This window comes from Arthrobacter sp. P1_H7 (genome assembly GCF_056405215.1).
Genome location: NZ_JBFUCO010000034.1, coordinates 1 through 18,668, shown reverse-complemented (window position 1 = coordinate 18,668; position 18,668 = coordinate 1). Strand labels below are relative to the sequence as shown.

17 protein-coding genes and 1 pseudogene are annotated in these 18,668 nt (G+C 64.3%); 10 read left to right on the top strand and 8 right to left on the bottom strand.

Annotated features, from left to right (window positions below; all coding sequences use genetic code 11):
* The 3 genes and pseudogenes from AC1DXI_RS20590 to AC1DXI_RS20580 all read right to left on the bottom strand — a co-directional run.
* Positions 1-667: pseudogene (locus AC1DXI_RS20590) on the bottom strand (HNH endonuclease signature motif containing protein); the annotation flags it as partial.
* Positions 668-992: 325 nt separating this feature from the next.
* Complete coding sequence (locus tag AC1DXI_RS20585) at positions 993-2,636, bottom strand: flavin-containing monooxygenase (RefSeq protein WP_476940129.1); 1,644 nt, start codon at positions 2,634-2,636, stop codon at positions 993-995.
* A gap of 49 nt (positions 2,637-2,685) precedes the next feature.
* Positions 2,686-3,612 carry an alpha/beta hydrolase gene (locus tag AC1DXI_RS20580; protein WP_476940128.1) on the bottom strand — a complete coding sequence of 309 codons (927 nt, stop codon included), beginning with the start codon at positions 3,610-3,612 and terminating at the stop codon, positions 2,686-2,688.
* A gap of 251 nt (positions 3,613-3,863) precedes the next feature.
* Between AC1DXI_RS20580 and AC1DXI_RS20575 the strand changes: the two genes are divergently transcribed.
* Positions 3,864-4,940 carry an alcohol dehydrogenase gene (locus AC1DXI_RS20575; RefSeq protein WP_476940127.1) on the top strand — a complete coding sequence of 359 codons (1,077 nt, stop codon included), beginning with the start codon at positions 3,864-3,866 and terminating at the stop codon, positions 4,938-4,940.
* 6 nt (positions 4,941-4,946) lie between these two features.
* On the top strand, positions 4,947-6,806 hold the full coding sequence (locus AC1DXI_RS20570) for a sigma-54-dependent Fis family transcriptional regulator (RefSeq protein WP_476940126.1): 1,860 nt from the start codon (positions 4,947-4,949) through the stop codon (positions 6,804-6,806).
* Between the two features lie 18 nt (positions 6,807-6,824).
* Here AC1DXI_RS20570 and AC1DXI_RS20565 read toward each other — a convergent pair whose 3' ends face one another.
* A complete protein-coding gene (locus AC1DXI_RS20565) occupies positions 6,825-7,721 on the bottom strand; it encodes a LysR family transcriptional regulator (RefSeq protein WP_476940125.1) in 897 nt (298 codons plus the stop codon).
* Between the two features lie 111 nt (positions 7,722-7,832).
* Here AC1DXI_RS20565 and AC1DXI_RS20560 point away from each other — a divergent pair, with 111 nt between their 5' ends.
* The 3 genes from AC1DXI_RS20560 (at position 7,833) to AC1DXI_RS20550 (ending at position 11,989) form a co-directional block, all read left to right on the top strand.
* On the top strand, positions 7,833-9,080 hold the full coding sequence (locus tag AC1DXI_RS20560) for a CaiB/BaiF CoA transferase family protein (protein ID WP_476940124.1): 1,248 nt from the start codon (positions 7,833-7,835) through the stop codon (positions 9,078-9,080).
* Positions 9,080-10,279 carry an acyl-CoA dehydrogenase family protein gene (locus AC1DXI_RS20555; RefSeq protein ID WP_476940123.1) on the top strand — a complete coding sequence of 400 codons (1,200 nt, stop codon included), beginning with the start codon at positions 9,080-9,082 and terminating at the stop codon, positions 10,277-10,279. The genes AC1DXI_RS20560 and AC1DXI_RS20555 overlap by 1 nt, the downstream gene beginning before the upstream one ends.
* Positions 10,280-10,621: 342 nt before the next feature.
* Positions 10,622-11,989, top strand: coding sequence for an MFS transporter (locus tag AC1DXI_RS20550; RefSeq protein WP_476940122.1), 1,368 nt, complete (start codon positions 10,622-10,624; stop codon positions 11,987-11,989).
* Here AC1DXI_RS20550 and AC1DXI_RS20545 read toward each other — a convergent pair.
* Positions 11,919-12,710 carry an NAD(P)-dependent oxidoreductase gene (locus AC1DXI_RS20545; RefSeq protein WP_476940121.1) on the bottom strand — a complete coding sequence of 264 codons (792 nt, stop codon included), beginning with the start codon at positions 12,708-12,710 and terminating at the stop codon, positions 11,919-11,921. The two genes, AC1DXI_RS20550 and AC1DXI_RS20545, sit on opposite strands and share 71 nt — an antisense overlap.
* Before the next feature lie 57 nt (positions 12,711-12,767).
* The gene (locus AC1DXI_RS20540) at positions 12,768-13,181 is read right to left on the bottom strand and encodes a carboxymuconolactone decarboxylase family protein (RefSeq protein WP_476940120.1); all 414 of its coding nucleotides are present in this window, start codon (positions 13,179-13,181) and stop codon (positions 12,768-12,770) included.
* 136 nt (positions 13,182-13,317) lie between these two features.
* On the opposite strand from AC1DXI_RS20540, the gene AC1DXI_RS20535 reads away from it, so the two are divergent.
* The gene (locus AC1DXI_RS20535) at positions 13,318-13,953 is read left to right on the top strand and encodes a TetR/AcrR family transcriptional regulator (RefSeq protein WP_476940119.1); all 636 of its coding nucleotides are present in this window, start codon (positions 13,318-13,320) and stop codon (positions 13,951-13,953) included.
* Between the two features lie 115 nt (positions 13,954-14,068).
* On the opposite strand, the gene AC1DXI_RS20530 is transcribed toward AC1DXI_RS20535, so the two are convergent.
* Positions 14,069-14,272 (bottom strand): hypothetical protein, encoded by a 204-nt coding sequence (locus AC1DXI_RS20530; protein ID WP_043435465.1) that lies wholly within the window; start codon positions 14,270-14,272, stop codon positions 14,069-14,071.
* Positions 14,273-14,369: 97 nt separating this feature from the next.
* On the opposite strand from AC1DXI_RS20530, the gene AC1DXI_RS20525 reads away from it, so the two are divergent.
* Entirely contained in the window at positions 14,370-15,146 is a 777-nt protein-coding gene (locus tag AC1DXI_RS20525) for an ion transporter (protein WP_476940118.1), read from the top strand.
* A 172-nt stretch (positions 15,147-15,318) separates the two neighbouring features.
* Here the strand turns inward: AC1DXI_RS20525 and AC1DXI_RS20520 are convergent, their stop codons facing one another.
* Positions 15,319-15,654: an ArsR/SmtB family transcription factor gene (locus tag AC1DXI_RS20520; protein WP_476940117.1), complete on the bottom strand. Its 336-nt coding sequence runs from the start codon at positions 15,652-15,654 to the stop codon at positions 15,319-15,321.
* 189 nt (positions 15,655-15,843) lie between these two features.
* Between AC1DXI_RS20520 and AC1DXI_RS20515 the strand changes: the two genes are divergently transcribed.
* The 3 genes from AC1DXI_RS20515 to AC1DXI_RS20505 are packed head-to-tail and all read left to right on the top strand — an operon-like array spanning position 15,844 to position 18,496.
* Complete coding sequence (locus AC1DXI_RS20515; protein WP_476940116.1) at positions 15,844-16,578, top strand: NADPH-dependent F420 reductase; 735 nt, start codon at positions 15,844-15,846, stop codon at positions 16,576-16,578.
* A gap of 28 nt (positions 16,579-16,606) precedes the next feature.
* Positions 16,607-17,944: an NtaA/DmoA family FMN-dependent monooxygenase gene (locus AC1DXI_RS20510; RefSeq protein WP_476940115.1), complete on the top strand. Its 1,338-nt coding sequence runs from the start codon at positions 16,607-16,609 to the stop codon at positions 17,942-17,944.
* Between the two features lie 48 nt (positions 17,945-17,992).
* Positions 17,993-18,496: a flavin reductase family protein gene (locus tag AC1DXI_RS20505; protein ID WP_476940114.1), complete on the top strand. Its 504-nt coding sequence runs from the start codon at positions 17,993-17,995 to the stop codon at positions 18,494-18,496.
* Positions 18,497-18,668: the final 172 nt, after the last annotated feature.

The window sequence follows — 18,668 nt, the reverse complement described above, 5'->3', positions numbered from 1 at the left end:
CGAACTCGACCCGCCGGTCCGCGGCGCTTGTGGCGTGGCGTGTCTCGATGCTGGCCGGGTGGTGGCGTTCGCGCCAGGTGCGTGCCTTGGCCCGGAACCGGGCCGGAACGAGGTCCCCGGCCGGGCAGCCGCGGGCCGCGTTGGGCGCGGCGGGGTCCAGGAAGTGCGCTTCGAGCCCGGCCGCGCCGGCCCGGTCCAGGCCGGCGGTTTCCTCCACGAGGATCCGGGCGTGGGCCCAGGAGATCGTGCCGGCCCGCAGCGCGGCCAGGGTCAGTGGCAGCGCCGTCGTCAGGGCCCGGGACTCGGCCAGCAGGGCGCCGGCGCTGCGTTCGCTGACCGTCAGGACACACGCGACCTCGGCCACCAGAGCCATCTCCTGAACGGCACGGTCCCGCGCGGACGGCGCCGGCGGGGCCAGGAACCTGGCCGCCTGAGCGTAGTCGGCGGCCAACTGAACCTTCAGCGCCGCGGTCCGGGCCTCCAGCCGGGCCACCTCGGCGAGTCCGTCCAGGCACCCGTCCGCCAGACGCCGCAACGGATCCGCGTCCGGCGAAGAATCGACGGCAGGCGGATCGGATCGGTCAGCGCCCGATCCGGCCAAGGCAGCCAGCACGGCAACGGACGCGGCGACGGCCTCCACGGCCGCCCCGCTCTCCGCACTCAACATCTCCGCACTCAATGCTGTCCTGCTCTCCGCTGTCCTGCTCTCCACACGCAGATCATCTCAGGAGCCACCGACAATATTGATGCGACGGAAACGGTGCCCGCACGAAGCCGGCACGGGCGCCCCGATCCGGGTTTGTCTCCACGAGACTCGTTACCGGGGCTGAGCTTCTCCGGAACGGGGCTGAATTACCGCCTACCAAAGCTCGGTGCGAGGCCGCCCGCGAGCCCGCCACTAGGCGACCGCCCCAGCGATGGTCGCCAACGCAGAACGGCGGCTACCACTCCCCCAAGGTGTGGCAGCCGCCGTCGCTGTCGTTTGATCGTGGTTACTCCACGGGAACGAGTGCCTTCAGCTCGAAGCCTTCATAGCCCGCGTCGCGGACGTCGGCGAGCTTGTTACGGTAATTGCCGAGGCCGCCGAGGTAGAACATGACTGTCTTCTTCTTGCCCGGGATGTTGGCGCCGAAGATCCATGAGTCTGCCTTCGGGAAGAGCGTAATCTCGGCGATCGCGTGGCAGGTCTCGGTCCAGGCTTCTTCGGCCTCGGCCGTCGGCTCCACAGAAGCCACTTGGCCGGTTTCTGCGTCCTTGATCAGCTGCGAGATCCACTCAACCTGGGCTTCAATGCTCGGCGGCAGGTTGGTGAAGGGGCCGTTGGGACCGAGGATCATGAACATGTTCGGGAATCCGGCGGTGGTGATGCCGAGGTAGCTTGTGGGCCCTTCCTTCCAGTGGTCCTGGATGGTTTCGCCGCCGCGCCCACGGATGTCCATCCGGGTGTAATTGCCATCCACGGCGTCGAAGCCCGTGGCGAAAATCAGCACATCGAGCTCGTGCTCCACGCCATCGGACGTCCTGATGCCCTTAGGTGTCAGCTCGAGAATCGGCGTCTCCTTCACGGATACCAGCTCAACGTTGTCCCGGTTGAAGGTGGCGTAGTAGCCGCTGTCGCAGAGGGGGCGCTTGGCGTAAAGGTCGGTCGGGGTGAGCTTGCGGGCCGTCTCCGGGTCCTTGACGATCTCGGCGATCTTGCCGCGGACAAAGGATGCGGCAGCTTCGTTGGCTTCCCGGTCCGTAGCGATGTCGCCGAAAGTGTTGAACATGAAGCGGAATCCGCCGCCTTCTTCCCAGGCCTTCTGGAAGACTGCCTGACGGTCCGTTTCGGACACACTCATGGCTGGAACGGTGCTTTCCTCGAATCCAAAGGCGACGCCGGAGGCCCGGACCTGTTCCCAGATTTTGGGGTAGTCCTTCTTGACGGATGCGACGTACTCCGGAGTGACAGTGGTGTTGCCGACCGGGACGCTGTACTGCGGAGAGCGCTGGAAGACGGTGAGGTGACCGACCTTGGGTGCGATGGCGGTGATGATCTGCAGGCCTGTGGATCCGGTGCCGATCACGCCGACGCGCTTGCCAGTCAGGTCCACGCCTTCGGGCCAGGCGCCGGAGTGGTAGATCTTGCCCTCGAACGAGTCGATGCCCGGGATGTTGGGGATATTGGTGGCCGAGAGCAGGCCGAGGCCGTTGACGATGTACTTCGCCGTGATGGTTTCGCCGGTATCCGTGCCGATGACCCAGCGGTCGGCAGATTCGTCGTAGCGGGCCGAGATGACGCCGGTGTTGAGCTGGATGTCCTTGCGCAGCTCGTACCGGTCAACCACGTGTTCGAGGTACTTGAGGATTTCGGGCTGGGTGACGTACTTGTGCGTCCAGTCCCATTCCTTCAGCAATTCGTCGTCGAAGGAGTAGCGGTACACGAAGCTCTCGGTGTCCGACAACGCACCCGGGTAACGGTTCCAGTACCAGGTGCCGCCCACGCCCCCGGCGCGGTCGAAGGCGCGGACGTTGAGGCCCAGTTCGTTGCGCAACTTGTGCAGCATGTAGATGCCGCCAAAGCCGGCGCCAACGACGACGGCGTCGAATTCGGCGGTGGGGGTGGTGGAGGCAGTCTGCCCCTGTTCTTCGGCCATGATGAAATACTCCTTTGTGCTTCAGGTCTTGTAGTGAAGTGGCCGGGGCTTAGTACTTGTACCAGCCGGCAATTCGGGCGAGTTCGGCGTCAGCGACCTCGGAGTTGCCGGCCAGGAACGGGTACACGTGCTGCTGTCCTTCGCCGATGGAGAGCGTCACGTCGACGCCGGCGGCTTCCGCCAGCGCGTTGAGGCGGGTGGCATTGTCCAGGAGGGATTCGGACGAGCCCGCGGTGATGTAAAGGCGGGGGAACCCGGCGAAGTCGGCGTAAAGGGGGTTGGCCAGCGGATTCTGCGGGTTGACGGAGTCCCCCAGAACACCCGCGATCATGCCCTCGAGCAGCGGCGCCGTGATCAGTGCGTCCGTGGCGTCGTTGGTGATCAGCGTTTCGCCCTTGTTCTCCATGTCCAGCCAGGGTGAGAAGGCGATGACCTGGCCGGGCAGCGGCTCGCCCTGCTGCTTGAGCGCCAGGGGAATGGCAACCGCAAGGTTGCCACCGGCGGAGTCGCCAACGGTGGTGATGTCCTGCGGGTGGATGCCGCTCTCGACGAGGGCCTTGAAGGCAGCCACACCGTCTTCGACCTGGGCGGGGTGGGGGTGCTCGGGCGCCCGGCGGTAGTCCAGGACAAAGGAGACGACGCCGACTGCCTTGGCAACGTGGCCGGCAAGCTTGCGGTGGCTTGACGCGGAGCCAACGGCGAAGCCGCCGCCGTGGGTGTAAAGCAGCACCTTCGTGCGGTCGGCCCCTTCCGGGAAGGCCCAGATGCCGGGGACGCCGCCGACGACGTCCTCCTTGTACGTGACTTCTTCAGGTTCCCGCGTGGGCTGGTGCCACTCGTCGAAGATGCTGCGGAACAGGCGCATCGTCAGATCCGGGGTGGTGGCGATGATGGTGGACCAGTCCGCGTACAGGTCGCGGAGAGGATCGGTCGCCTGAGATGTTTCAGTCACTGCTGCTTCGGTCGAGATAGTCATCTCATACTCCTTCGTATGGAGAGCGCCCCCGCGTTGTCCAGGGTGCGGATGGATCGGATGTTGGCTGCGTTTGCCGCTACATATAGCGTGGGTCACATTTGCGCCGGCTCAGTGTTCCACTTTGGAACACGCACACGGCACGTGATTGTTGCGCTCAGGGCATCAAAGGGGCGTCGATTTAGTATTGGATACCCATCAGAACTGGTGTCATTCTTGAATCAATACAGTCTGCGCAACGATGCGAGGTCACCATGCACGCTTTTGCCGTTTTCCAAGACAGCCCAGAAATCCAGGACATCGAACTGCCGGACCCGATGCCGTCGGGAACCGAGGTCCTCTTGAGGGTCATCCGTTCCGGCGTGTGCCACACGGACACCCATCTTCGTGAAGGTTCGTACGATCTGGGCAGCCGCGGCGCCTTGAAGCTGGCGGACCGGGGCGTCACTTACCCGCTGGTCATGGGGCACGAAGTCGTCGGCGGCGTCGAGAAGGTCGGCGACCGTGTGCACGGGACCAAACCCGGGGACATCCGGCTGGTCTATCCCTGGATCGGCTGCGGCACATGCCGGGATTGCCTTGCCGGCCGCGACAACGTCTGTGCCAATGGACGCAACCTCGGAGTCGCGGAGCACGGAGGCTACGCAGAGCAGATCCTGGTCCGTGACGAAAAGTACCTGGTGGATATCGAGGGTTTGGACCTCAGCTGGGCTGCCACGCTGGCCTGCTCCGGGCTGACGGCCTTCAGCGCCGTGAACAAGGTCCTTCCGCTTGGACCCGATGAACCCGTCGTGGTGATCGGCGCCGGCGGGGTGGGACTCACCGCAATCGCCACTTTGAGCGCGCTGGGGCACCACGCCATTTGCGCCGTCGACATTTCCGAACGCAACCTCGAGCTCGCGCGGCAGGTTGGCGCAACCACCACCGTCCAGTCCACAGACCAGGGCCTCAGCGCAAAGATCGTTGCAGCCAGCGGCGGGCCCGTGGCGGCCGTCATTGACTTCGTGAACAACAGCCAGACGGCGCCGGTAGCCTTCGATTCCCTGCGCAAGGGCGGCCGGCTGATCCAAGTCGGGCTCTTCGGCGGCGAACTGACCGTGCCCACCGCGCTCATGGCCCTCAAGATGCTCACTATCCAAGGCAGCTTCGTGGGGACCCCGGAAGAGCTGAACCAGCTCATCGCCTTAGCCAAGCAGGACGCCATTCCCCACATCCCCATCATCGACGCCGAACTCTCAGCCGCATCTGTTGGCGAGAGCCTGGACAAGCTGACGCACGGCGGCGTCCCCGGACGCGTCGTCCTGCGTGCGGCAGTCGGAGCCCAGGGCTGACCAGCCATGCAAAACCCCAGGAAGGTGCCCGACGATGCGCTCCGCGCTGCCCGGGAACAACTCATCCGCCGTGGCCTCCTGAATGGGACCCAACTGACGGAAATCGTCTCCCCGGATATCGAGCACAGCTGGCGCCGCTCCATCGGCGTGGAGGCCTCGGCAAGGCCTGAGGCATTCCTGTTCGTCAACGACTTCGATCCGGACGGAATCCTTATCCGGGCCGCCAAGAGCGTGATGGACCATTGGCTGGAAAGCCTCAACGGCATGGGCATATCCCTGTTCCTCAGTGACCAGTCCGGTCAGATCATCGCCCGCAGGCTCGGGGACAGGGCGCACGGCAACCGGTTCGATGGGGCAAATGCGGCCGAAGGATTCAGTTTCTCGGAGCGCTCAGTCGGAACGAACGGGCTGGGCACCCCCATCGAAGGACGCCAGGCCGTTTTTGTCCGCGGAGCCGAGCATTTCAACGAGGCACTGGCGCCCCTGTCGTGTTCAGGGGCACCGATCCTGCACCCCGTCACCCGCCGGGTACTGGGGTCCATCTCCTTCGCCTGCGACACCGCCTTGGACAACCCCCTCATGCTGGCCATGGCCCGGGAAGCAGGCGGCCAGATCGAACGCCGACTGCTCGATCTCGGCAGCGCGACAGGACTGGCCCTTGGAATGTCGCAACTGCGTCTGAGCTCCTCCACGGCCCCGGTCATCATGCTCGACGCCCAGGCCGTCATGACCAACGTCTCCGGACTGGCCGTCATGAGCAGCGAACTGCACACCACCCTGTGGGAACAATTGCGTGGCCTCGAGTGGACCGGCGCCAAACAAACCATCGAAATTCCCTCCCTGAAGGTCGATGCCACGGTCCAGCGAATTGACGATTCCGGCGGGAGCTCTGCCTTCGCCCTGGAGCTCTCCCGCATTCCCGAAGCCGCGAGCAGTCCGGGGAAGGCCGAGCCTGGGGTGGCCGTCGGCGACTCTTCGGGCGTCGGGGCGGCGTTTGGGCACATCGTGCGGAATGCTTTTGATCGGGCAGGTCAGGGACCCGGGGCGATTGCTGTTTGCGGGCTGGGCGGCTCCGGCAAGCTTCACCACACACTCGCCTGGCTCAACGGGCAGGACTCCGGCCCGAATCCGCTGATCCTCGACGCCTGCCTGCTTCCCGGGGAACAGGATGCCACCTGGTTCTCTGACTGCCGCGAGGCGATCGCGGCAGGCCGGAGCGTTGTCCTGCGGCACCTGGAGGATCTTCCCCGGAGCGAGCTCAACAGGCTCAAGGCGCTGGATGTGGCGGTGCGGCAGCAGCCGGCCGGGCTGCCGGCGGGCGCCACACACGCAGGCACACCGCAGAACAGCGACACGACCGGCCCCTCCCCGGCCCGGCTGGTGTTGACGATGAATCCGGACGCATGCCCGGACTTCGTATCCGAAGTGGTGTCCCAGATCGCCGCGCGCGTGAATGTGCCGAGCCTCTCCGCCACCAAGGAACGAATCCCGGTACTGGCGGCACATTTTCTGGACGCAGCCGCTCCGGCCGACAGATCCACGCTCTCCGCAGCGGCGCTGCAGGGGCTCATGCGCTGGCACTGGCCGGGCAATGTCGCCGAGCTGCGCGCCACCCTCGAATCACTCGGGTGGGCGCATCCCGGACGAGTAGTGCAGGCCAATGACCTCCCGGAACATCTCAGAAGCACTGGCAGGCGGAAACTCTCCAAACTCGAATCCCTCGAGCGCGATGCGATCGTGGCCGCACTCGAACAGAGCGGCGGGAACCGTTCGGTCGCCGCGGAATCCTTAGGCATGGGCCGGACCACGCTCTACCGGAAGCTGCGCGCACTGGGGATCGAAACACCCGAGTCCATGGCGACCTGACCAGTCATCCGGCATTTGTCATCCGGCGCCGGGCAAGATCCTCTCAGCCAACTCCAGGACCGCCCGCAAGGCGGGGCTGGAGTTGTCCCGCCGCCAGGCCATGCGCAGCTCCACCGGAATGGTCTTGTCCACCAGGCGCACAAAACGCACATGGGGATCCGTGACCGACTCGGCCACCGAGGACAGCGTGAGCGTGCAGCCGACCTCCGCTGCCACCAGCGACAGGGCCGTCCAGGAATCCGGGACGATCTGGACGACGTCGAGCTCGAACCCGGCGGCGTGAGTGAGCCGGCGGAGCCGGTCGTTCAATACGGCCCCTGCATGGGGCGGCAGCGAAACAAAAACGTCGCCCTGGAAGTCAGCCATCCGGGCCTCCGCGGCATTGGCCAGGCGGTGGCTTGCCGGTACGGCCACGACGAGGTCCTCCGCCGCAAGCAGCCGCGTTTCGATACCGGCGGCAATGTAGTCCCAGCGACCGAGGGCGATGTCCATGTCGCCGCTGAGGACACGGTCCATGGCAGGTTGCGCAAAATTCTGGCTGAAGAGTTCGATCTGGATACCCGGGTGGTCGCGCCGGACCTCCCGGGCGAGCCGGCCCACCAGAGTATGGGTGGAGGCGCCGGCATAGGCCACCCGGACGCGCCCGACTTCGCCCTTGTCCGCGGCACGGACCGCGATGCTCGCCCGGCGCGTCGCATCGATGATCTCCGTTGCCGGCCCGATGAACGCTTCTCCGGCGCCTGTCAGCTTGACGCTGCGGGTACTTCGGTCGAACAGCCGGGTTCCCAGCTCACGTTCCAGCTGCTGGATACTGCGGCTGACCGGAGGCTGCGCCATGTGAAGTTTTTCGGCCGCGCGGCCGAAGTGCAGCTCTTCTGCCACCGCCAGGAAGGCTCGGATCTGTTGGATCTCCATGCGAGTGATTATTGCACCTGACGCAACAAAAGGGCCATCAATAAGTATTGGACGGATAGCAATGCCCTCCGTCATGGTGGAGGGAGAGAACACTATGCGAGGAGCCCATCGATGGACAGCCAACACTCCGCCACCCCTGAGACGTCGGCATTCGGCCGCAGTTCAGATGGCCCGCTCAGCGGCATCGTCATCGCAGATTTCGGCAGGGTGCTGGCCGGACCATACTGCACCATGCTGCTGGCCGATCTCGGGGCGACTGTCATCAAGATTGAGAGCCCGGCCGGCGACGAGACCCGGGCATGGCGCCCGCCCACCCGCGGAGACGACTCGACGTATTTCCTCTCGATCAACCGCAACAAGACCTCGATCAAGCTCGATCTGCGCGATCCGGACGACCGCAGGACGGCCCAGCGCATCGCGGAACGGGCCGACGTCGTCGTCGAAAACTTCAAACCGGGTGACCTGGTGCGCTACGGACTGGACTACGACACCGTCGCGGCCACCAACAAGGACGTTGTCTACGCCTCGATCACGGGCTTCGGGACCGCCGGCGGCGCCCAGCTCCCCGGCTACGACCTGTTGATCCAGGCGCTGTCCGGACTGATGGACCTCACCGGAGCGCCGGACACCGGGCCTTTCCGTTCCGGAGTCGCGGTGTTCGACGTCATCACCGGCCTTCATGCCTGCATCGGCATCCTCGCCGCCCTCCGGCACCGGGACCGCATCGGCGAGGGCCAACTGGTGGAAATGAACCTGATGTCCTCCGCGCTCTCCGGCATGGTGAACCAGACGGCGGCCGTCGTGCTGGGCGGGACCGTTCCGGTCAGGCTGGGCAACGAACACCCCAGCATCTACCCCTACGAGCCATTCGAGACCGGCGAGGGGAAGCTGGTCATTGCGATCGGCAACGACTCCCAATACCGCACCTTCTGCGCCACCATCGGCCGCCCGGAGCTGGCCACGGATCCGCGCTTCGAGAAGGCCGCGCTGCGCAGCGCCAACCGTACGGAACTGCGGCCGCTCCTGGTGGAGTGCCTCTCAACCCGGACCGCTTCCGAATGGTTCGACATCCTCACCGAAGCGAAACTCCCGTGCGCGCCGATCCAGGATCTGCGGGCCGGGATTGAATTTGCCGAACGGATCGGCCTGGAGCCCGTCGTGACGGTGGGGCACGGCGAGAACGCACAGCCCGGCGTCCGCAACCCCATCCGGCTCTCCAGGACCCCGGTGAGCTACGACCTCACCCCGCCCGATCTGGACAGCGGCGCTGAGCGCGTGCACGCGTGGCTCGGCGAGGACAACGCAGTTTTGGCCGGCAGCCTTGCCGGTACTCCCACACGATCCCCCGAGGAGCACTGATGACAACCACAACGGAAATGTCCGTCAATTCCGACTTCTATGGATTGGACGACTACCTCAACGACGCCGACCGTGCCTTGATCGCCCGGGTGCGTTCGTTCGTCGAGCAGGACGTCACTCCCATCATCAACGAATACTGGGAGAAGGCGGACTTCCCTTATCAGCTGGTACCAAAGTTCGCGGAACTGGGCATCATCGGCACCGCGATCCAAGGCTACGGCTGCCCGGGCCTCACCCGGCTGCAGACCGGACTCGTCGCAATGGAACTCTCCCGTGGCGACGGCAGCATCAACACCTTCAATGCGGTCCACTCCGGGCTCGCGATGGGCAGCATCAACCTGCTGGGAAGCGACGAGCAGAAACAGCGCTGGCTGCCGCCGATGGCCAGACTGGAAAAGCTGGGCGCCTTCGCATTGACAGAACCGGCGCACGGCTCAGACTCTGTGGCGCTGGAGACCTCCGCCCGGCTGGATGGTGACCACTACGTCATCAACGGATCCAAACGCTGGATCGGGCTGGGCCATGTGGCGGACCTCGTCATCATCTGGGCCCGGGACACCGCGGACCAGAAGGTAAAGGCGTTCGTCCTGGAGAAGAACGGCGACGGCACCTACCCCGCCGGGTACCACGCCGAGGCCATCACGGGAAAGATGGCAAAGCGGGCCATCCAGCAGGCACAGATCGAGATCGAGGGCCTGCGGATCCCCGCGGAAAACCTGCTGGCCAAGTCGACGTCCTTCCGCGACGTCGGAGCAGTGCTCAACACCACCCGCAGCACCGTGGCCTGGGAGTCCCTCGGCCATGCCACCGCCGCCTACGAGATGGCGGTCAAATACGCCCGGGAACGCGTCCAGTTCGGCCACCCGATTGCCAGCTACCAGCTCGTGCAGAACAAGCTCGCCAACATGCTCGCGGACCTGACGGCCATGCAGCTGATCTGCTTCCGCACGGCGGCGCTTCAGGACGAGGGCCGGCTCAGCAACGAGCAGGCTTCCCTGGCCAAGATGTTTACCGGGGACAAGGCACGAACGCTCTGCCGGGATGCCCGGGACATGTTCGGCGGCAACGGAATCCTGCTGGAACACCATGTGGCCCGCCACCTCACCGACATGGAAGTGGTCCACACCTACGAAGGCACCGACTCCATCCAGTCCCTGATCCTGGGACGGGAAATCACAGGTCTCTCGGCCTTCTCCTGAGCGGTTCCGATTCCCAAAAGGCAAAGCATTCCTAACGACAAAGCACGGCCATCCGCACTGGATGGCCGTGCTTTCGCCTTGCGGACTCTCAGCGGTACCCTCCCCTGGTCTCTGCCTCGGTCATGGCCGTTCTGCCACCGGGCGCAGATCCCGTCAGCTGTTCCACATCGGAACACCTGTGACGCGGACCACGCCCCTACGGTGGAAGCAGGCACGCGATTGCAGCGCCGGCCAGGCACTGCCCACCAACCTCGTCCCAATTCCGTCGCATCATCACCGTCGATTGTGAAGACCGGATGTCTCGATGCGCCGACCCACAGTTCTGTTTCAAAGGAGAAACAAATGACACACGCAATATCTTCGCGGCCCGCGATGACACCGCGGCGGGCGGCCACAGCCGCGCTGCTCGGCAGTGCCCTGGAGTACTACGACTTTTTCGTGTACGGCGCCGCGGCCGCCCTCGTTTTCAATGTGCTGTTCTTTCCCTCCGGCGACCCCACCGTTGCGCTGATCGCATCGTTCGCCACCTTCGCAGTGGGCTACGTGGCTCGGCCCGTCGGTGCGGTGGTGATGGGGCACTTCGGCGATCGAATCGGCCGCAAGCGCGTCATGCTGGCCACGGTCGTCATGATGGGCATCGCCTCCTTCGCCATCGGCTGTCTTCCGACGTACGACCAGGTGGGCCTGTTGGCTCCGGCACTGCTGGTGGTGCTGCGCGTCGTGCAAGGCTTTTCCGCGGGGGCCGAGTCGGCGGGAGCCTCGACGTTGACTGTCGAGCACTCCCCCGTCGGGCGCCGTGGATTCTTCACCAGTTTCGTTATGGTCGGCTACGCAGTCGGCTGCTCGCTGGCGACTATCGTGTTCCTGCCGGTGGCGCTCCTGCCCGCCGATCAACTTTACAGCTGGGGCTGGAGGATTCCCTTCTGGCTGAGCGCCGTCGTCGTCGTTATTACCTACTACGTGCGGAGCCATCTGGACGAAACGCCGGTGTTTGCCGAGGCGAAGGAAGAAAGCGCGGTTCGCAAGCTGCCGCTGAACGACGTGTTCAAGTATCACTGGCGGGAAGTCATCCGGGTCGCCGGGGCATCGCTGATGGCTGCGATGCAAACCCTGTTCGCCGTGTTCAGCCTTTCGTACGCAACCTCGGTCGGGGTGGACCGGAGCGCGATGCTCGCGGTCATTTCCGGAGCAATTGCGCTGTCGATTGCCGGCATCCCTGCGGCCGGCTACCTCTCTGACGTTATCGGCCGGAAGCGAACCATGCTGATCGCCTCTGCCGGCTGTTCGCTCACGATCTTCGGGTACCTTTGGGCGATTTCGACGACGGATATCCTGCTGATCGCGATTTTTGCGTTCCTTAACATGACGCTGTTTTTCAGCTGCTACAACGGCGTGTGGACGTCGTTCTTCGCCGAGCAATTCCCGGCACCCGTCCGGTTCACTGGCATGGCCGTCAGCAACCAGCTCGGCAACCTCCTTGCCGGATTCGCCCCGATGGTCGCGGCAATTCTCCTCAGGCCGGGCCCGTCGGGCTGGCTTCCGGTGGCAATCTTTGGCGCGGTGGCCGCCGGTATCGCCGCGGTCGCGGTGCTCGGGCTGCGCGAGACGTCCGAGCCAGCCTCGGCTGGCTCACCTGGGCTCACTCGTTTGCGGAATCGGCGCCCAGCAGGGCACGCGCCTGGAGGATCGCTTGCTCGACGTCGTCGTTGAGGTCTCCGGTGGGGAGAGAGCCGAGTTCACCGCGGAGCAGGCCAACATCCTTGAGGAGCAAGTCGTACTGGACGTCGACGAGGTTGTCGCTCATCCAGCTCTGTCCGGTCGAGACACCGATGACCTCGAAGAGGTCCTCGGCGCGTACTCCGTGGTCGGCTGCGAGGTTGAGCATCCGTGCGGTGGCTGCCAGGTTGCAGGTGGCCAGGGCGTTGTTGAGGAGTTTCACCAGGGCCGGCTGGCCGTAGGACTGCATCCGGAAGACACGGCCGGAGATGTCGGCCAGCAGCCTGTCGTCGGTATCGATGGGGGCGGGGCCGGCGAGGAAGATGGTCATCGAGCCGTGACGTGCGCCCTGGGGGCCGCCTGAGACCGGGGCTTCGAACGCGCGCCAGGACTCCGGAGCCGACGCAAAGATCCTCCGGGCGTCCGCGGGTGCGAGCGTGGTGTGGACGAAGACGGTCAGCGGCCGTTCGGTGTGGTTCTTAAGGGCCTCGAACACGGAGGAGACTTGGTCGGCCAACCGCACCGCAATGTGGACGCTATCGACCGATGGCCAGTCGACGGCCGCCATATCACTGCCGGCCGGGGACCGGGTCTCCTCCGACCACTCGCGGATGCGGTCCTGGTTGAAGTCGTAGCCGTAGACCTTCTGTCCCAGTTCGGCGAGGTGTGCGCCGATGTTTCCACCGATGGGTCCGAGTCCAATTACCAGATGCATGAGCGTTCCTTGAGTATGAGGGAGGAGATTGTGGGAGGCGATGGGCGGAGAAACATCTCAGTCCGTGGGTGAGTCCGGGGTCAGACCGCGCTCTGCCATGACCTCCTTGACGAGGGTCAGTGCGTTGAGCACACGCGGGAACCCGATGTAGGGGATGCAGTGGATCAGGGCACCGACGATCTTCTCTCTGGTCAGGCCCACGTTGAAGCCGGTGTTGATGTGCAACTTCAACTGGGGCTCGGTGCCCAGAGCGACCAGCGTGGAGATGGTCACCATTGTCTGTTCCTGCTGGGTCAGGCCAGTCCGGGAGTAGATGTCCCCGAAGGCGAAGGAGACGATGTAGTCGGACAGGTCCTCGTCCAGGCTCTTGTAGGACTCGACGAGCTTGACGTGGTCGAAGGTGTTGGCGTGTTCCGTGGAGACGAGTTCCATCATGCGGTCGAGTCCGCGTTGGTAACGATCTGTGGCCATGTGGGCGCTCCTGAAAGTGCGTAGGGTGGTTGTGGGTTTGTCGGGTGGGGATTGTTTCAACCATATTTGAAACGCTACGTTGCGTAGCGTTATTAACTTTAGCGCCTCTGGGGCGGAAACGGGAAGGGGCGTGGATGTGGCTAACCCCACAATGACGGGCGAGGACGGGATGGCCGGGGCCCCGCAACCCGCGGACACGGGTCGGCGTGCGCGGACGGAGAAGTTGATTCTTGCCGCCACGAGGGAAATGCTGGCGGAGTTTGGAGTCAACGGCCTGACTGTCGAGGGCGTGGCGAACCGTTCCGGCGTGGCCAAGACGACCATCTACCGCCGATATCGGTCCAAGACCGACCTCGCACTGGCCGTCCTGCTGGACTCGGTCGAGTACCTGGGGACGACGCCGGATATTGGGGACACCTACGCCGAACTGGCGGCGGTGGTTGACCGCACCGTCGAGCTTCTAAACTCCACCCTGATAGGCCGCATCATGCAGGGCCTAGTATCGGAGGTCGCTGCGGACCCCGAACTTGCGCGTGCCTACCGGGAGCGGGTGGTGAACCGCCGGGTGGCGGATGTACGCCGCCTGGTGGAGCGGGGCATCTCCAGAGGAGACTTGAGCCCGGACGTCGACGCCGAGATGCTCACCGACCTCCTGCTGGGGCCGATCTACTACCGGTTCTTCCTGAGCGGGTCACCGCTGGACAAGGACTTTGGGGTCCGGCTCGTGAGTACGCTGTTTTCGCGCGGCCCAGCCCACGGGCCAACGCCTTAGAAGCGCTGACAGGCGCGCGGAGCCAGTGCCGACGTCGATCCGCGGAAGGTCATTCGAAGACAGCGGCTAGCTTCCTTTACATGGGCGCGGGCATGTAAAGCCCGGGCAGCAGCTGCTAGCTGGCCGGCGTCACGACGTCCTCCAGCATTGACCTGTCGAAGAATCTGACCTCACCCGTTGCCTGGAAAAACACTGGAACGACTGAGGTGCTCGGGTCCTTCGAGGTTTCGTAGATCTCGGGCGCGCCCCCGTGTTTGCGCGCGATGGTTCCAACCAGGTCAGTGCCGCGAACCCGTACGGTTCGATATTTGTAGCTCATTTGGACCCTTTCGTCTGGCGACCCCTTCGTCTGCCAAGGCAAACCCTACTCCTGGAATAGTCTCGGCTACGCCGTTGCTGCGTGCCAGAATCCTCACATGAGCAAGGAACGCAATGAACTGAAGAGCATCGGATACGAAATCTTCATCGGTATCCTTTCGATCCTGTCGATCGTCAATCTCGTACTCTTGTATGCCGCGCAGGACGAGTCGCTCGACACCGTACTCAGGGCGATGAACGCCCTGTTCAGCATGATCTTCGTCGCCGACTTCCTCTTCCGGATCTTCACCGCGCCATCGGCGGGCGCCTATTTCTTCAAGCACTTCGGCTGGGCCGACCTGTTGGCCAGCGTGCCCTTGGCGCAGTTCAAGATCCTGCGCGTCTTCCGGCTTGCCCGGGTGTACCGCCTGCTCCGCGATGTCGGTATCCACACGGTCGGCCGCGCGCTGCTCAAAGATCGGGCCGGCAGCTCCCTGTACATACTGCTGATCATGGGCATTTTCGTGCTGGAATTCGGGAGCCTTGCGGTTCTCAGCGTCGAGCAGAACGCCCCGGGGGCCAACATCACGACCGCCTCGGACTCCCTCTGGTACACGATCGTCACGATCTCGACAGTCGGATACGGTGACCAATATCCGGTCACCGATGCGGGCCGCATGATCGGGACAGGCATCATCGTCGTCGGTGTCGGCATCTTCGGCACATTCACCGGCTACCTGGCCAACTTCTTCCTGGCTCCCAAGAAGACTTCCGCACCGCCCGTCGATGCGGCCGACACGAGTACCGCAACGGTCGAGGGGCTCCGCCTGAGCCTCGAAGAGTCTGAAGCAAAGCTCGCCGAGATCAGAAAGCTCCTTGCCGGGCCAACCGGGTGAAGAGATAGTCGCACACTCCCGCGAGTCTTCCCTCCTGAGCTGAGTCCAGGTCTGGGTATCGATCGCCCAAGGGCCGCTCTTAGCACCGGGTGCTACAGCTGCCTACGGTATTGACCTGGCCGCCTGCCGGGTCGACAGCTCCAGGACGAGTGGAAGCCCTGGTGTCCGGCAGCTAGGACGATTTTGAGCCGTGAGTTGATTCGTCGAGGACGAGTGCCAGGAGTCCGGGAAAGCGTCGATCGAGTTCTTCGCGGCGGAGCCAGTTGCGGTGCCTGTTTCCCTGCACCTCCTGCCTGATGAGACCTGACTCGCGCAGAATGCGCCAGTGGCGCGTGAGGGCGGACTTGGAGACGCCGTAGTCCGCGTTGCTGCAGGCCCGACCCGGTTCTTCAGCTAGCTGCTCGATGATCGCCCTACGCACCGGGTCGGTGAGGGCTGACATCACATCGAAGAGATCGAACTCGTCCTCGGCAGGGATGGTGAGCGGGTTTGCCAAGCGACTAGCCATGGTTCCTATCCTAATCCGCGACGCGTAAAGATGTACCGCTTTACGCGTACATGGTCTACTGTAGATGTACGGGAAATTGCGTACATCAATCATGCTGGTTGGCGCACGGAACAGCAAGCCCCCCCGGAACCACTTATCCAGAGCGCAACCCACAGGGCTGTGCTTCACACGAACGAAAGAGGAACACCCATGAAGGTTTCTGTCATCGGCGCCGGAGCAATCGGCGGCAACATTGCACGTCGACTCAGTGAAGCCGGGCACGAGGTGCTCATCGCAGATGCGCGCGGACCCGAGAGTGTCAGCGCTGAGGTATCCAATGCGGGTGCGCAGCCGGCCGAGCTGGAGGCTGTGACCCAGGACAGGGACGTCGTCATCCTAGCGATCCCGTTCGGTGTCCAGCCCAAGCTCAAGGACCTGGTCACGACCGTGCCGGAGAACACGGTGGTCGTAGACGCGTCAAACTACTACCCCGGAATGAACGGGCACATCGAGGCCGTCATTGACGGGCAGGTCGAGAGCCTGTGGAGCCAGGAGCAGCTGGGACGCCCGGTCGTGAAGGCCTGGAACGCGGCGTTGGCTGAGACGCAGCGGAGCATGGGGCAGCCGGCCGGCAGCCCCAACCGGATCGCGATCCCGGTCGCGGGTGACTCAGCAGAGGCTCGCGCAACCGTGATGCAGCTCGTGGACGACAGCGGCTTCGACGCGTACGACGCCGGCCCCCTCGCCGAGTCGTGGCGCCAGCAGCCCGGAACCCCGGCCTACTGCACCGAGCTGGGCCTCGAGGACCTCGGTCAGGCTCTCGCCGTCGCCGAAAAGGACAAAGCGCCGGGCACGCGCGACCGACTGATGGAGCACTTCGGTTCCCTGAATGAGATGCCCTCACGCGAGGAAACCGTCGCGATCAATCGTGCCGCCCATCACTGAACCGACCGGCCTACTCGCAGAGGAAAATATGACAACCGGAAAACAGATGATCCTAGGGCTGCACCTCGGCAACGGGTACGGGTCGCAGGGCTCGGCATGGAGGGCCCCGGGGGTGGACCCCGCGAACTACACCAGCTTCGATGCACAGGTTCGCTACGCGCAGGCCGCCGAGCGAGGTAAGTTCGCGTTCTTGTTTCTGCCTGATTTCCTTGGTGAGCAGGCGGACCTGACCCGCGAATCGCTCATGATCACCCTTGAGCCCATGATGACTCTGGCGGCCATCGCCCGTGAGACCAGGCGGATCGGCCTCGTGGCCACCGGCTCCACGACGTTCAACGAACCCTTCAACATCGCGCGCCAGTTCAAAGCTCTCGACGTGATGAGCCACGGTCGCGTCGGCTGGAACGCGGTGACCACCAGCGACCCGGCCGCTGCCGCGAACTACGGTCGGACGATTGCGCCTCGGCCACAGCGTTACCAGCGCGCCCACGAGACCATCCAGATCACTCAGGCTCTGTGGGGCAGTTGGCAGCAGGACGCGTGGGTGAAGGACACCGCCACTGGCCGGTTCGCTGACCCGGCGAAGATCCAGCCCATCAACCTGCAGGGCGAATATGTCGCGTCCCGCGGCCCGCTGCCCATCCCCCCGTCCGAGCAAGGCCAGCCCGTGATCTTCTCCGCTGGCGGCGGAGGGAACGGGGCAGAACTCGCCGGCCGGTATGCAAGCGCGGTCATCGGCGCCGTGTTCACCATCGAGGACGCCCGTAACCAGCGTGAGGCGCTCCGGGAGGCGGCCCGCCGGGCAGGCCGCGACCCCGACGAAGTGAAGTTCTTCGCCGGAGTCATGCCGGCCATCGCCCCCACCAGGCGGGAGGCCCTGGACCGCCGCGTGGCCTTGGGTGAACTCACCGCCCAAGCACGGGTCCCCTACTTGGGATCGATGCTGAACCTGAGCCTTAATGCCAGTCAGCTCGATGAACCATTGACTCCCGCCCAGCTGGCTGCGGCAAGTCCCAGTCCGTTTGATCCGCGCTCCACGCGCGCTCTTGAAGTCGCGCGCGAAGGGTGGAAGATCCGCGACATTCTCGCGCACGGCGTCATCGACTACCACCCCACCCCTGTCGGTCCAGCCTCGGTCACCGCGGATCACATGCAGGAATGGTTCGAAGCCGGCGCCTGCGACGGGTTCTGGGTCTCCATCGATATCAACGAAGACGGCATCAACACCTTCGTCGACGAGGTCGTCCCCCTATTGCAGGAACGCGGACTCTTCCACCATGACTACGAAGGCACGACCCTCCGGGACCACCTCGGCGCACCGGCGCAATACGGGATCGACCCCCGAATTGCCGCGTCGGCTACCTGACATGACAGCTACCGGAACCCGCCCACAGCTAGAAGGAGCACCCTCGACATGCCGAAAGTTGACATGACGAGAACCGACACTCGAGGCATTGATTCCGGACTGTTCCGCAGCGCGGTCGGCCAGTACGCTTCCGGGATCACCGTCATCACCGGGCGCGGCGATGACGGACCCATCGGGTTCACATGTCAGTCGTTCTACAGCGTGTCCGTCGACCCGCCGCTCGTGTCGTTCAGCGTCATGAAGACCTCCACCACCTACCCGAGAATCCGCGACACGGGGAAGTTCGCGGTCAACGTTCTGTCCCGCGAACAGGAAGCCGTATCCAGCCAGTTCGCACGCAAAGGCACCGACAAATGGGCGAACGTCCAGTGGACTCCGTCGGAGGATCGTGCTCGGCTAGATCCGGCAGTCTTGAGCTGGGCGCAATCGACGAACATCTTCCCGAACCCCTCTTGTACTTCGAAGGACACCCGCCATATAGCGCTGACAAACGACGCCAAATACCGCTGCGATTCACAGGGACGGCCGCCCTGGGTCGCTCCTCACCTGTGAGACCATCTTAGAAAACAACAGCTTTTCGAGCTGTGGAGCCGCTTCGCGGCGTTGTGGTTTGAGAAAACGGCCTTGTGGCTGGGTTGGGTAGCGGCGGATGATGGCGGTGCCGCGGTCGACGCCGGTGTGTCTTAGTGCTTAGAGCCTGTTTTCGAGCGTGGTGTGGAGGGCT